The 14565-nt window shown below is 35.5% G+C and carries 13 protein-coding genes; 12 read left to right on the top strand and 1 reads right to left on the bottom strand.

The window, feature by feature from the left end; translation table 11 throughout:
- Window positions 1-37: 37 nt before the first annotated feature.
- From QVO42_RS06065 to QVO42_RS06035, 7 genes are all read left to right on the top strand, one after another.
- Entirely contained in the window at window positions 38-1222 is a 1185-nt protein-coding gene (locus QVO42_RS06065; protein ID WP_022425258.1) for a phosphoglycerate kinase, read from the top strand.
- Window positions 1223-1246: 24 nt separating this feature from the next.
- Window positions 1247-1993 (top strand): triose-phosphate isomerase, encoded by a 747-nt coding sequence (gene tpiA / locus QVO42_RS06060; protein WP_022425257.1) that lies wholly within the window; start codon window positions 1247-1249, stop codon window positions 1991-1993.
- Between the two features lie 95 nt (window positions 1994-2088).
- Entirely contained in the window at window positions 2089-3888 is a 1800-nt protein-coding gene (pepF, locus tag QVO42_RS06055) for an oligoendopeptidase F (protein WP_022425256.1), read from the top strand.
- Between the two features lie 265 nt (window positions 3889-4153).
- Window positions 4154-4510, top strand: a complete 357-nt coding sequence (locus QVO42_RS06050; protein WP_022425255.1) for a type I restriction-modification enzyme R subunit C-terminal domain-containing protein — start codon at window positions 4154-4156, stop codon at window positions 4508-4510.
- Between the two features lie 247 nt (window positions 4511-4757).
- Window positions 4758-7409 carry a bifunctional acetaldehyde-CoA/alcohol dehydrogenase gene (gene adhE / locus QVO42_RS06045; protein WP_022425254.1) on the top strand — a complete coding sequence of 884 codons (2652 nt, stop codon included), beginning with the start codon at window positions 4758-4760 and terminating at the stop codon, window positions 7407-7409.
- Between the two features lie 126 nt (window positions 7410-7535).
- Window positions 7536-8153 (top strand): VanZ family protein, encoded by a 618-nt coding sequence (locus QVO42_RS06040; RefSeq protein ID WP_022425253.1) that lies wholly within the window; start codon window positions 7536-7538, stop codon window positions 8151-8153.
- A gap of 69 nt (window positions 8154-8222) precedes the next feature.
- A complete protein-coding gene (locus QVO42_RS06035; protein WP_022425252.1) occupies window positions 8223-8453 on the top strand; it encodes a hypothetical protein in 231 nt (76 codons plus the stop codon).
- Window positions 8454-8474: 21 nt separating this feature from the next.
- Here the strand turns inward: QVO42_RS06035 and QVO42_RS06030 are convergent, their stop codons facing one another.
- A complete protein-coding gene (locus QVO42_RS06030; protein WP_022425251.1) occupies window positions 8475-9263 on the bottom strand; it encodes a Cof-type HAD-IIB family hydrolase in 789 nt (262 codons plus the stop codon).
- 168 nt (window positions 9264-9431) lie between these two features.
- Between QVO42_RS06030 and QVO42_RS06025 the strand changes: the two genes are divergently transcribed.
- The 5 genes from QVO42_RS06025 (at window position 9432) to QVO42_RS06005 (ending at window position 14431) form a co-directional block, all read left to right on the top strand.
- Window positions 9432-10280 carry a sulfide/dihydroorotate dehydrogenase-like FAD/NAD-binding protein gene (locus tag QVO42_RS06025; protein ID WP_022425250.1) on the top strand — a complete coding sequence of 283 codons (849 nt, stop codon included), beginning with the start codon at window positions 9432-9434 and terminating at the stop codon, window positions 10278-10280.
- Between the two features lies 1 nt (window position 10281).
- Window positions 10282-11670, top strand: a complete 1389-nt coding sequence (gltA, locus tag QVO42_RS06020; protein ID WP_022425249.1) for an NADPH-dependent glutamate synthase — start codon at window positions 10282-10284, stop codon at window positions 11668-11670.
- On the top strand, window positions 11671-12015 hold the full coding sequence (locus tag QVO42_RS06015) for a zinc-ribbon domain-containing protein (RefSeq protein WP_022425248.1): 345 nt from the start codon (window positions 11671-11673) through the stop codon (window positions 12013-12015).
- A gap of 105 nt (window positions 12016-12120) precedes the next feature.
- Window positions 12121-12780 carry a helix-turn-helix transcriptional regulator gene (locus QVO42_RS06010; RefSeq protein WP_022425247.1) on the top strand — a complete coding sequence of 220 codons (660 nt, stop codon included), beginning with the start codon at window positions 12121-12123 and terminating at the stop codon, window positions 12778-12780.
- 10 nt (window positions 12781-12790) lie between these two features.
- The gene (locus tag QVO42_RS06005) at window positions 12791-14431 is read left to right on the top strand and encodes a putative manganese-dependent inorganic diphosphatase (protein ID WP_022425246.1); all 1641 of its coding nucleotides are present in this window, start codon (window positions 12791-12793) and stop codon (window positions 14429-14431) included.
- Window positions 14432-14565 lie beyond the last annotated feature (134 nt).

Raw genomic sequence — 14565 nt, 5'->3', positions numbered from 1 at the left:
AATTGTGCTATAATTCGTCGTAGGAGGATGATAATTAATGGATAAATTAACAATTAGAGATATTGATGTCGCAGGCAAGACAGTTCTTGTACGTGTAGATTTCAATGTACCAAGAGACAAAGACACAGGAGAAATTACAGACGATAACAGAGTTGTTGCTGCATTACCGACAATCAACTACTTATTAGATCACAACCCAAAGGCTGTTGTACTTTTCTCTCACTTAGGTAAGATCAAGAAGGAAGAAGACAAAGCTAAGAACGATATGGCTGTTGTTGCTCCTAAACTTGCTGAATTATTAGGAAGAGATGTTAAGTTCGTAAACGCTACTCGCGGTGCTGAACTTGAAGAAGCAGTTAAGAACGCTGAAAACGGACAGGTTATCTTAGTTCAGAACACTCGTTATGAAGCTGGTGAAACTAAGAACGATCCTGAATTAGGTGCTTACTGGGCATCACTTGGTGATGTATTCGTAGAAGATGCATTCGGTTCAGTTCATAGAGCTCATGCTTCAACTGTAGGAATCGCTGCTCATTTACCAGCAGCTGCAGGTTTCTTAGTAGAAAAGGAAATCGCTTATATTGGTAAGGCTGTATCTGATCCAGAAAGACCTTTAGTAGCTATCTTAGGTGGTTCTAAAGTATCTTCTAAGATCGGTGTAATTGAAAACTTATTAAACATTGCTGATAAGATCATTATCGGTGGTGGTATGTGCTATACTTTCGCTAAAGCTCAGGGACATACAGTTGGTTCTTCATTAGTTGAAGAAGATAAGGTAGACTTAGCTAAGTCATTCATCGAAAAGGGTGGAGATAAGTTAATCCTTCCAATCGACTCTGTAGTAAGCAGTAAGTTTGGTGAAGATGGAGATATCAAGGTTGTTGGTGAAGATGTACCTGAAGGATACATGGGTCTTGATATTGGTCCTAAGACTGTTGAATTATTCGCTAAAGAACTTGAAGGTGCTAAGACAGTTATCTGGAATGGCCCTATGGGTGTATTCGAAATGCCTAAGTTCGCAGAAGGTACTAAAGCTGTATGTAGCATGTTAGCTAACCTTAAGGGTGCTAACACTATCATCGGTGGTGGTGACTCTGCAGCTGCTGTTAAGCAGTTAGGATTCGCTGATAAGGTATCTCATATTTCTACTGGTGGAGGAGCATCATTAGAATATATGGAAGGTAAAGTATTACCAGGTATCGCTGCTATCAACGATAAATAATTTTTCGAGGAGATATAATTTAAAATGAGAAAACCAATTATTGTAGGAAACTGGAAAATGAACCATGGCATCGCAGAAACAAAGGAATTTGTTGCTGCTGTTGATGGTAAAGTAACTGATAAAGCTGATTGGGGTATTGCTACTCCTTTCTTAGATTTAGCAACTGCTAAAGAAGGCGCAAAGAACTTAATCGTTGCTGCTGAAAACTGCCATTTCAAAGACAGTGGTGCTTATACTGGTGAAGTAAGCGTTGGAATGTTAAAAGAAATCGGTGTTGAATGGGTTATCTTAGGACATTCTGAAAGAAGACAGTACTTCGGTGAAACTGATGAAACTGTTAACTTAAAGATGCTTCAGGTATTAAACAACGGTATGACTCCAATCGTTTGTGTTGGTGAATCTTTAGAAGAATATGAAGCTGGAAAGACTCATGATGTAGTTAAGACTCAGGTTGTTGCTGCATTCAAGGATGTTACAGCTGAAGCTGCTGAAAGAGTAGTTATCGCTTATGAACCAATCTGGGCTATCGGAACTGGTAAGACTGCAACTAATGAAATCGCAGAAGACGTTTGTGGTTACATTAGAGGTGTAGTTGCTGAACTTTATGGTCAGGACGTTGCTGAAAAAGTAAGAATTCAGTACGGAGGATCTGTAAAGCCTGCTACATTAAAAGCTTTACTTGAACAGCCAAACATCGATGGTGCTTTAGTTGGTGGAGCATCATTACAGGTTGAATCATACGTAGCTATGATCGAAGCTTTAAACGACTAATTATTTAAGAGATGATTCCTTTGAAATCATCTTTTTTTATGTATTAAATACAATTAGTGGTATACTATAACTAACTCATTGAAAGGAGCAGTATTATGGCAGAAACAATGAAAGAACGTAAAGATATGGATCCACAATATATGTGGGACCTCTCAACACTTTTTAAAAATGATGAAGAATGGAATAACGCATTACCTGAACTTAATGAAATGATTAAGAAACTACCTGAATATCAGGGTAAACTCAATAATGCGAAAACAATCAGAGAATTCTTTGATTTTGATACACATTTAGGTAGAAAGTTATCTGATTTCTATTGTTATGCATCACTTAGAAATTGTGAAGATACAAGAGATAGTGACGCACAGGCAATGGAAGCAAAAGCGTATCAAGTCTATACAGCTTACGCAACAGCAATCAGCTTTGCTGAACCAGAAATCCTATCACTTGATGAAGATGTTTTAGAATCAATTGTACATTCAGAAGACTTAAAGCCTTATGCATTCAATATGCAGAAGTTATTAGATCAGAAACCTCATGTATTAAGCGCAAAAGAAGAAGCACTTCTTGCCGCCTTTACAGAAACATTAGGGGCTCCTAGTAAGATTTCTGAAAGCTTACAGGATGCTGATATGACATTTGAATCAGTGACTGATTCAAATGGAGAAGTCCATGAACTCAACCAGTCTAACTATATTCTTTTACAGATGAGTGAAGACCGTACACTTAGATTAAATGCCTTTAAATCTTTCTATAAAGGATTTAAGCAGCATATTAATACCTTTGCCTCTACATATAATGCATGTATTAAAGAAGCAGTGGCAGAAGCACAGGTGAGATATTATGAGTCTTCACGCGCAATGAGCATGGCTTATGAACATGTACCAGGTGTAGTGTATGATAGTTTAGTCGATACAGTAAGAAAGTTCATGCCTGAAATGTATCGTTATGTACGTTTAAGAAAACAGATGCTTGGTTTAGATGAACTCCACTATTATGATGTCTATACACCATTAATTGCAGGTTCTTCTAAGTCATATACTTATGAAGAAGCACAGCAGATGGTATTAGATGCAGTCACACCACTTGGTGAAGACTATGTCAATAGAGTAAAACAGGCTTATAAAGATAGATGGATTGATGTTTATCCTAATAATGGTAAACGTGGTGGTGCTTTCTCTAGTGGTACTTATGACTCTAATCCATACATTCTAACAAGCTTTACAGGCACATTAGATAGTGTCAGTACAATTGCCCATGAAATGGGTCATTCACAGCATACATGGCTTTCTAACCATACACAGACACCACAGAATGCAGACTATACACTCTTTGTGGCTGAAGTCGCTTCTACAGTCAATGAAAACTTACTTATAGAACAGTTATTACAGAAGACAACTGAACCTAAAGAACGTTTGGCTTTATTAAACCATTATCTAGAAGGTTTCAAGGGCACTGTATATCGTCAGACAATGTTTGCAGAATTTGAAAGAGATGCACATGCCATGGCTGAAAGAGGAGAAGCCATCACTGCAGCAAGCATGAATACATTATATAAGAACTTGATCAAAGATTATTTTGGTGAGGATCTAGTCATTGATGATGAAGTACAGTATGAATGGGCTAGAATTCCTCATTTCTATAGACCATTCTATGTATATAAGTATGCAACAAGTTATTGTGCAGCAGTTGCTTTAAGTGAAGCAATTCTTAATAATGAAGAAGGTGCTGTAAAGAAATACTTAGAATTCTTATCAATGGGTGGTAGTGCTTATCCATTAGATGAATTAAAGCATGCAGGTGTAGATTTTAGTACACCAGAACCAGTATCTAGAGCTTTAACTAAGTTCAGTCAGATTCTAGATGATGTAGAAGAAACATTAAAGAAACTATAAGAATGAGAGATTAGCATGGATTCAAAAAAAATAATTCTTTCAATTTTGTTGATCATATTAGTTCTAGGATTGATAGGATTGTATTCTTACTATAATTTTTAATATGACGTGAGCAAGAAGTCATAGGACAACCCGAAAGGGTTGTTTTGTTTTATGGTATAAGTAAGATAAAGAAAACATTTATTGACGGTATAAATACACATAATATAGAGAAATGTTAACATAAAAGTACTAGTTATTTTGTATAAGAACCTTATTATATGAAATGAAACATCTAGAAAACTTATTATGGATAGACTTAGGAAGTAAAGACGATTACCGAATACACTTTGGTGATACACCTATCACAAGATTAATTAGAAAGATTGTAGGATTAGATAGAGAAGCTGCTATGGCTGAGTTCTCACGTTTCTTAGATGATCAAAGCTTGAATTCTAGACAGATTCACTTTGTAGAATTGATTGTAGATTATATTGTGAAGAATGGTTTCATTGAAGATAGGAAGGTCTTGTTACAGGATCCTTTTAAGTCAGTTGGTAGCATGAGTGCCTTATTCAAGGATAAGATGAATATTGCAAGAGAGATATTAAAGACTGTAGATACGTTTAGTGAAAGACTTTAAAAGAAAACGTTCACAATTTTGAGAGTATTCTATCACTATAAAAAATAATTATAATTTAAATTTTTGATAAAAACTAAGCAGAAAAATACCTAATCGGATATCCCTAAACTTCAAACGTTTACAGTAAATGCATTTTATAAATTGTGTAAATTTTCACAAAAGTATGCTTGTTTTTTCACAAGAAATCATGTATAGTGAACTTACAAAATATGAAAAAGAAATATTTTGGTCAATGGAGGATATAAAAATGGCTGATAAGAAAGTCGAAAAGAAAGTTGAAGAATGGACAGAAGAAAAGACTGATGCTTGCATTGATGAGTTAGTTAATAACGCATTAACAGCATTAGACGAATTCGAAGGTTTTGACCAGGAAACTGTTGACTACATCGTAGCAAAGATGTCAGTTGCTGGTCTTGATAAGCACGGTGTTCTTGCAGAAGCTGCAGTAAAAGAAACTGGCCGTGGTGTATTTGAAGACAAAGCTGTTAAGAACTTATTCGCTTGTGAATATGTTACTAACAACATGCGTCATACAAAGACTGTAGGTATTATTAATGAAGATCCACTTACTGGTATCACTGAAATCGCTGAACCAGTTGGTGTTGTTTGTGGTATCGTTCCAGTAACAAACCCAACTTCTACAGTTATCTTTAAGTCTTTAATCGCTATGAAGACTAGAAACCCAATCATCTTCTCATTCCACCCAGGTGCTCATGACTGTTCAGTTATGGCTGCTAAGGTAATGTTAGATGCTGCAGTAAAAGCTGGTGCTCCTAAGAACGTAATCCAGTGGTTACCAATGAAAACTATGTATGCAACTAGTGCATTAATGAATCATCCAGGTGTTGCTACTATCTTAGCTACTGGTGGTAACGCAATGGTTAAGGCTGCTTACTCTTGTGGTAAACCTGCTTTAGGTGTAGGTGCTGGTAACGTTCCTGCATACGTAGAAAAGTCTTGTAAAATCAAAATGGCAGCAAATGATATTTATTTATCAAAATCATTCGATAACGGTATGATTTGTGCATCTGAACAGGTAGTTGTTGTAGATCACGAAATCTATGATGAATTCAAGAAAGAACTTGGTCGTTATCATGTACATTTCTGTAATGCTGAAGAAAAGAAGAAACTTGAACAGTTCATGTTCGGTGCAACAGCATACAGTGAAAACGTAAATGAAGCTCGATTAAACAGCATCGTTCCAGGTAAGAACGCTACTTGGATCGCTGAACAGGCTGGTTTCAAAGTACCTGATGATGTTCAGATCTTAGTTTGCGAAGTTAAGGAAATCGGTCCTAACGAACCAATGACTAGAGAAAAGCTTTCTCCAGTATTAGGTATGATCAAAGCAAACTCTACTGAAGATGGTATTGAAAAGGCTGCTCAGACTGTTGAATTCAACGGTTTAGGACATTCAGCTGCAATCCATACTACTAATCATGAAATTTCTAAAGCATTTGGTAAGAGAATCAAAGCTATCCGTATTATTGAAAACGCTCCATCTACATTCGGTGGTATCGGTTCAGTATACAATGCATTCTTACCTTCATTAACACTTGGTTGTGGTTCTTATGGTCATAACTCAGTATCAAACAACGTAAGTGCTATTAACTTACTAAATATTAAGAGAATAGGGAGACGTAACAACAATATGCAATGGGTTAAACTTCCTCCAAAGATTTATTTCGAAAGAAATTCAATCAGATATCTTAGAGATATGAAGGAAATGAAGAAAGCAATGATCGTTACAGACAGAGGTATGTATGACCTTGGTTATGTAGGAAAGATCGAAGATGTTATCAGAAGAAGACGTAACAAAGTAGACGTTGACTTATTCATCGACGTTGAACCAGATCCATCTTTAGATATGACTCTTAAGGGTCTTGAAATCATGAAGAGCTTCCAGCCTGATACAATCATCGCTATCGGTGGTGGATCTTCAATGGATGCTGCTAAAGTTATGTGGTTAATGTATGAACATCCAGAAGTTAACTTCGATGACATCAAGCAGAAATTCATGGATATCAGAAAGAGAGCATTCAAGTTCCCAGAACTTGGTAAGAAAGCTAAGTTAGTATGTATCCCAACTACTTCAGGTACAGGTTCAGAAGTAACTCCATTCGCAGTTATCACTGATACTAAGGAAAACAAGAAATATCCATTAACTGACTACGCTTTAACTCCAACAATCGCAATTGTTGACCCTGAATTCGCTATGTCTATGCCACCAAGAATCGCTGCTGATACTGGTATCGACGTATTAACTCATGCTATTGAAGCATATGTTTCAATCTTAGCTTCTGACTTCACTGATGGTTGGGCTAAACAGGCTGTTAAGTTAGTATTCGAAAACCTTGAAAAGTCAGTACTTGAAGGTGATCCTGATGCTAGAATTAAGATGCATAACGCTGCATCAATCGCAGGTATGGCATTCGCTAACGCATTCTTAGGAATGAACCACTCATTAGCTCATAAGATCGGTGGAGAATGGCATATTCCTCATGGACGTACTAACGGTATGTTATTACCACATGTAATCAGATACAATGGTACAGTTCCAACTAAGTTAAACATCTGGCCAAAGATCGAAGACTATAAGGCAGATAAGAAATATAGAGAATTAGCAGAATTAATCGGCTTACATCCAAAGACTGATGCAGAAGGTGTTGAAATGTTCGCACAGGCTGTTGAAAAGTTATGGGTAAAAGTTGGTGGTGCTGTAAACGTTAAGTCACAGAACATCAGCAAAGCTGATTGGGAAGAATCAGTACATAGAATCGCTATGAACGCATACGAAGACCAGTGTACTCCTGCTAACCCAAGAATGCCTATGGTTAAAGATATGGAAGCTATCCTAGAAACAATCTACGATTACGAATCTCCATTCGCTAAGAAATAATTCTTAAAACCATTTAGAGGAAAGCCTTACGGCTCTCCTCTTTTTTGTGTTAAATTATGTTAAATAATAACGGTTGTTGACTCATTATAATAAAATGACTACAATGGTCTGTCGGAGGACACTGTCATGAAACATAAACGTTTTTTATTCTTACTTACTGCAGCTGTCGCTTTCATTATTCAATTAATAGATATCATTTCTTATACAATCAAGTTTTCTATTACACAGACGTTTGTGCTTGTTATTATTCAAATGATTGGTTTAGTAGGTTATGCCTATGATGCAAGAAATGTAGTCAAAAATAAAAGAAGAATGTTTACTATACTTCATAGTATCGCATTCATCATCTACCTTATAAATCTTACTTATCAACTGTTCCTTAACCCAGCATTAAGACATGTCAAAGCATTCAGTAGTGTGAATATCAGTCCATTAAAGACAATACTTCTTTATTACACAGCTTATGAAAGACATACATTACCTATTAAGAATATTATTCTGAATATGATTGGGAATGTCATGTTGTTCATGCCTTTTGGTTATTTTATATATGTTCTATTCAAACCAATGCGTTCATTTCTACCTTATTTCCTTTTTTTCTTATTTATGATTATAGGAGTAGAAGTTATTCAATATATTTGGAAGGTTGGATCAGCAGATATAGATGATATCATTCTGAATATGAGCGGCGTACTGATTCTATATATTGTATTGAAAATCCCATTCATTAAAAAATTGTTCTAAAGTCAAAAAAATCACAAGTATTACACATCTTTTCTGTTACAATAATTGTATAAGAAAGAGGTGAATCTTGTGCTTTTTATTTTTCTATTATTGTTGTTCTTATATTTGTTCCTAACAAGATACTACATCACTGAAGATGTGATTGTAAAAGAAGTCCTTGAAGATAAGATCATATTTGAATCAGAACTCGGTAAAGAAATTGTACTCAAAGTAACAAAACCTCATGAATATCTAGAAGGACAAAAGGGACAAGTCTCATTCCATGGAGAAAGAATCGTATCATTTCAAAAAGCAGCCTAAATAAAATGGGCTGCTTTTTGATTAGATGACGTTAAAATGTTTTAATGCGTTATAAATACCATTATCTTCAATATCAGTTGTAATATACGTTACATAATCAAATAGATCAGGATTAGAATTGCCCATAGCCACTGATTCCTTAGTATAAGTCAACATTGGTAGATCATTGGTAGAATCACCAATAGAAATACAATCATCAATAGAAGCACCAATGAGATCAATAAATGTTTGAATACCTGTTGCTTTAGAACAATCTTTAGGAACTACTTCAATGAAGTCTTCAGCACGCTGGATATATTCTAAATCATCTTTAAATGCATCCTTAAATGATTCAATATCATCTTCTGGTGTATACCATGCAGTGAACTTATCAAAATTAGGTTCATCATCTTTATAATATACAGGAACATTTACTTTAATATCACTATAACGTTCTTTGATTTCTTGAACTGTCTTTGTCTTGATTGTTTCAGGGAAATAAATAGATTCAGGACCTTCTAATACGGCATCAATATCTAATTCTACCGCTTTATTCACAATTCCTTTCTTTAATTCTGAAGGAAGTTTAGCATGATAGATTTCTTTACCATGATAGTAGATATTAGTCCCACAACCACAGATATAACCATCTAATCCTAATTCTTTAATTACATCTTCTATAATACAAATAGTACGTCCTGTATTCACCATCAGGATATGTCCATTATCCTGAGCTAGTTTAATTGCTTTCTTTGTGCTTTCAGGAACAGTAAAGTCTGTTTCTGTAGATAATGTACCATCAATATCAAAAAATATAACTCTTCTACTCATAAATATTCTCCTTGTTTCATACAACTAAACCACAAATAATTATATCTGTCAACAATCTCTCAATTCTTGAAAATACCACATGGTAGCGCATTAATTTACTATGAAGCGACATTGAATAGAAACCTAATATGTGATAATATTAAATAAGATTCAGAAAGGATTGAGAATATGTATAAGATTGTAAAAAAAGAAGTACTTAATGACGTTGTACAGCTAATGGAAGTACATGCGCCAATGGTTGCAAGAAAATGTGAACCAGGGCAGTTTATTATTTTACGTGTAGGAGAAGATGGAGAAAGAATCCCTCTTACAATTGCTGATTATGATAGAGAAAAGGAAACAATCACAATAATTTATCAGATTGTAGGTTACTCTACTAAACAGCTTGCTAAGTTAGAAGAAGGAGACTATATCACTGACTTCGTAGGTCCTCTTGGTGTCCCTACTCATCTTGAAAAGAAGGATCACGTAATCGGTGTAGCTGGAGGTGTGGGTAGTGCACCATTATTCCCACAGTTAAGAAAACTAGCAGGACTTGGTACTAAGGTTGATGTAATCATTGGTGGACGTGAAGAACAGTATGTATTATGGGCAGATCGTTTTAAAGAATTTTGTGATAATGTATATATCGCAACTAATGATGGCTCTGTAGGTACAAAAGGTTTTGTTACTGATGTTTTAACTGATTTACTTGATAAGGGTGAAAAGTATGATGAAGTTATTGCAATTGGACCAGTTGTAATGATGAAGGCAGTTGTTGGAGTAACTAAGCCTAGAGATATTAAGACAATGGTTTCACTTAACCCAATCATGATTGATGGTACAGGTATGTGCGGATGCTGCCGTGTTACTGTTGATGGTAAGATCAAATTTGCCTGTGTTGATGGACCAGACTTTGATGGTTTAAATGTTGACTTTGATGAATTAATGGCAAGACAGAGAATGTTCAAGGAAGAAGAACATCTTGTTGACAGCAATGCAGACCGTATGTGTAACTTAATGAAGGGGGTTAAATAATATGCCTAATATGTCAAATAAAAAGGTAGAAATGCCTTCTCAGGAACCTGAAATTCGTGCAACTAACTTTAAAGAAGTTGCTTTAGGATATACTAAAGAAATGGCTCAGGAAGAAGCAGCTCGTTGCCTAAACTGTAAAAAGCCTCGCTGTGTGGATGGATGTCCAGTAAATGTACCTATCCCTCATTTTATTCAGGAAGTAGTGAATGGTGATTTTGAAAAAGCTTATGAAATCATCACTACAGAAAATGCTTTGCCTGCAATCTGTGGTCGTGTATGTCCACAGGAAAACCAGTGTGAAGGTAAATGTATTAGAGGTATCAAGGGCGAATCAGTTGCCATTGGTAGACTTGAAAGATTCGTTGCTGATTACCATAGAGATCATGGTAAACCAACTGAAACTAAGATTGAAAAGAACGGCAAGAAAGTTGCTATTGTAGGTTCAGGACCTTCAGGTATTTCTTGTGCCGGTGAACTTGCTAAACGTGGTTATGATGTAACAGTATTTGAAGCATTACATAAAACTGGTGGTGTATTATCTTATGGTATCCCAGAATTCCGTTTGCCAAAAGATTTAGTACAGGCTGAAATTGATGGTGTTGCAGACTTAGGTGTTAAGTTTGAAACAAACGTTGTAGTTGGTCGTTCTATCACAATTGATGAGTTACAGGAAAGTGGTTATGATGCTGTATTCGTAGGTGCTGGTGCTGGTTTACCTCGTTTCCAGGGTATTCCAGGTGAAAACCTTGATGGTGTTTATGCTGCAAACGAATTCTTAACTCGTGTTAACTTAATGAAGGGTTATGAATTCCCTAAACATCCTACTCCAGTAAAAGTAGCTGATACAGTATGTGTTGTAGGTGCTGGTAACGTAGCTATGGATGCTGCAAGAACTGCTAAGAGACTTGGTGCTAAGAACGTATATATCGTATATCGTCGTAGTGATGCTGAAATTCCTGCACGTGCTGAAGAAGTACATCATGCTAAGGAAGAAGGTATTATCTTCAAGTTATTAACTAATCCAGTTGCTGTTCATGGTGACAATGGTTCAGTTAAAGCTCTTGAATGTGTAGAAATGGAATTAGGAGAACCAGATGCATCTGGTAGAAGAAGACCAATTGCAAAAGAAGGTACTAACTTTACTATTGATTGTGGTACAGTTGTTATCGCAATCGGTCAGTCTCCAAACCCATTAATTAGACAGACTACTCCTGGTCTTGATTGCCAGAAGTGGGGTGGTATCATTGTTGAAGAAGAAACTAACCATACATCTAAAGAAGGCGTATGGGCTGGTGGTGACGTTGTAACTGGTGCTGCTACTGTAATTCTTGCTATGGGTGCTGGTAAAAAAGCAGCTAAAGCTATTGATGAAAAATTAAGTGGTGAATAAATGTATTGTACACGATGTGGTAAAGAATTAGAGGAAGATGCAAAGTTCTGTCCTAATTGTGGAGAACCTGTGAGATTAGAAAACAGAACAGACTACACAAACATGGAAGATTATGCTTCTAGTAATGGCTATACAAGTCCTTATTATGAAGAAGATCGTGCCTCTGTTGGATTATGTATCATTTCATTCTTATTCCCTTTTATGGGTGTTATCTTCTTCTTCATGAAAAGAAGAACGACTCCTAATAAGGCAAAGGCATGTCTGATTACAGGAATCGTTAGTTTTGTATTGAATTTTATTGCAACTTATGCATTATTATTAAACACAGGAATCAGAATCTTTTGATTCCTGTGTTTTTCTGCATAATAAAAAATTTCTGTTTTATGATAATAATAATTTACTGACATTTTTTATTATGATAAAATACTCTGTTGTAAAGGAGGCAGTATAATGCATAAATTATTAGAACCATATGCAGCCCTTGTCCCATTCCTAGGTGTTGCGTTAGGGGATAATGTTGAAATAGCTTTACACGATCTCACATCTCCTGAACAGGAAGTTGTTGCTATCGCAAATGGTGAGATTTCTGGCAGAGAAATTGGTGCTAAGCTTTCAAATTTATCTGTTCATTATTTAGAAACAAAACAGTATGAAAAAAGTGACTATGTCATGAACTACAAAACAGCAGGTCCTGATGGTAAACTGTTAAAATCTGCAACATACTGGATCAAGGAACCAGGAAATGTTTATCCTGTTGGTATGCTTTGTATTAACGTTAACGTCACAGATTTTGAATATATTGAAACTGCGATGAGAAGAATTCTTGGCATTAAAGATAATACAAATGTAGAATTCAAATATGATAGCCCAATCGAAATCTTATCTTCTCCACTTGATGAGATGGTAGAAAAATACATCAATGAATGTATGCAGTATATGGGAGTTCCATCTTATGTTCATGCAGAAAGATTAAAAGTAGAAGAAAAGATCAGAGTTGTTAAATACTTACAGGACAAAGGAACATTTAAAGTAAAAGGTGCAATTGCCCTAGTTGCAGATAAGTTAGATGTTTCTGAACCAACAATTTATCGTTATTTAAAGAAAGCATAGGAGGAAAAACATGGATTTAGTTTACGTAAGTGGTCATAAGAATCCGGATACAGATTCAATTTGTGCGGCCATCAGTTATTCATATTTATTAAATGCAACTCATAAGTACGGACAGGCAGTACCAGTAAGACTTGGTGAAGTAAGCCGTGAAACTGAGTATGTATTAAAGAGATTTAATGCACATACACCACAGTTATTAAAGTCAGTTAAACAGAAAGTAGAAGATCTTGATTACGATCAGGTAACTCTATTCTCTAAAGAATTAACTTTAAGAACTGCTTGGTCATTAATGTGCCAGATGAACTTAAAGAGCGCTCCAGTATTAGATGATCATTCTCATCTTTTAGGTTTATTATCTTCTACAAACATTATTGAAGGTTACATGGAAGATTGGGATAAAGATATCTTAAAGAATGCACATACTCCAATTGAAAACGTCGTAGATACATTAGATGCTAAGATCGTTTATTTAAACCCAGAATTACGTACTATCAAGGGTAGTCTTCATATCACTGGTATGAACTCTCAGGAAGTTATTGATCATGTTAATGAACATGATGTTATCATCACTGGTGGTGACAGAACTGAAGGTATTCGTGAAATGTTGAAAAAGAAGGTTGATTTAATCATTCTTACTAACTCATTACACTTAGAAGAATCAGTTCTTGAAGAATGTAAGAATGCAGGTGTCAGTGTAGTAACTACTGCTTTCACTACATTCAAGACTTCTCAGCAGATCATTCAGGCAGTACCTGTTGAATATGTTATGCAGAAGGGTGATTTAACATGCTTCTCTACAGATGATACTGTAGATTACTTAAAAGAAGTAATGAGTGAAACTAGATATCATTCATATCCTGTTATCGACTTAAATGATCAGGTAGTAGGTACTATCTCTCGTTTCCAGGTTATTACTGGTGATCATAAGAAGATGATTCTTGTTGACCATAACGAAAGAGGACAGGCTGTAGAAGGTATTGAAGAAGCAGAAATCTTAGAAGTAGTAGATCACCACAGAGTGGCTGATTTCCAGACTGTAGGTCCATTACAGTTCAGAGCTGAACCACTTGGCTGTACTTGTACAATTATTGCGAAAATGTATAAGGAACAGGGTGTAGAAATTCCTAAGAATGTAGCTGGTTTAATGTTAGGAGCTATTATTTCTGATACATTACTATTCAGATCTCCAACTTGCACAAAGACTGATAAAGAAATTGCGTTAGAATTAGCTAAAATTGCTGGTGTAGATGCTGAAGAATTTGGTCTTGCAATGTTTAAGGCTGGTACTTCATTAGTAGGTAAATCAATTGAAGAAATCTATAACCAGGATTACAAGGCATTCAATATTGGTGATGCAAAAGTTGGTATTGCTCAGGTTAATACTATGGATATCGATGGATTTGCACCACTTAAGGCTGAAATGCTTGAATATATGGAAAATCTATGTGTTGAAAATGGATTTGATACAGCAGTTCTATTATTAACTGATGTCATCAATGCAACAAGTGAAGTATTTGTTGCAGGCAGCCATCCTGAATATGTAGAAAATGCCTTCAATGTACAGTTAGTTGAACATGAAGCGAACTTACCAGGCGTTATTTCTCGTAAGAAACAGGTTGTTCCAGCTATCACTCGTGCTATCAACGCTTAATAAATTTAGCTATTTGTTGAGAACTCAACGAATAGCTTTTTTATTGCATGAAAATGTTGATAAATTAAAACAATAAGAATAATTTATTATTGCATACTTAATTGAAACAGTTATTTGAAACAATATTTCACTAT

This window comes from Catenibacterium sp. CAG:290 (assembly GCF_000437715.1).
In the GTDB taxonomy this organism is placed as follows: domain Bacteria; phylum Bacillota_I; class Bacilli_A; order Erysipelotrichales; family Coprobacillaceae; genus Catenibacterium; species Catenibacterium mitsuoka_A.
This window is presented reverse-complemented; position numbering and strand designations above follow the sequence as displayed.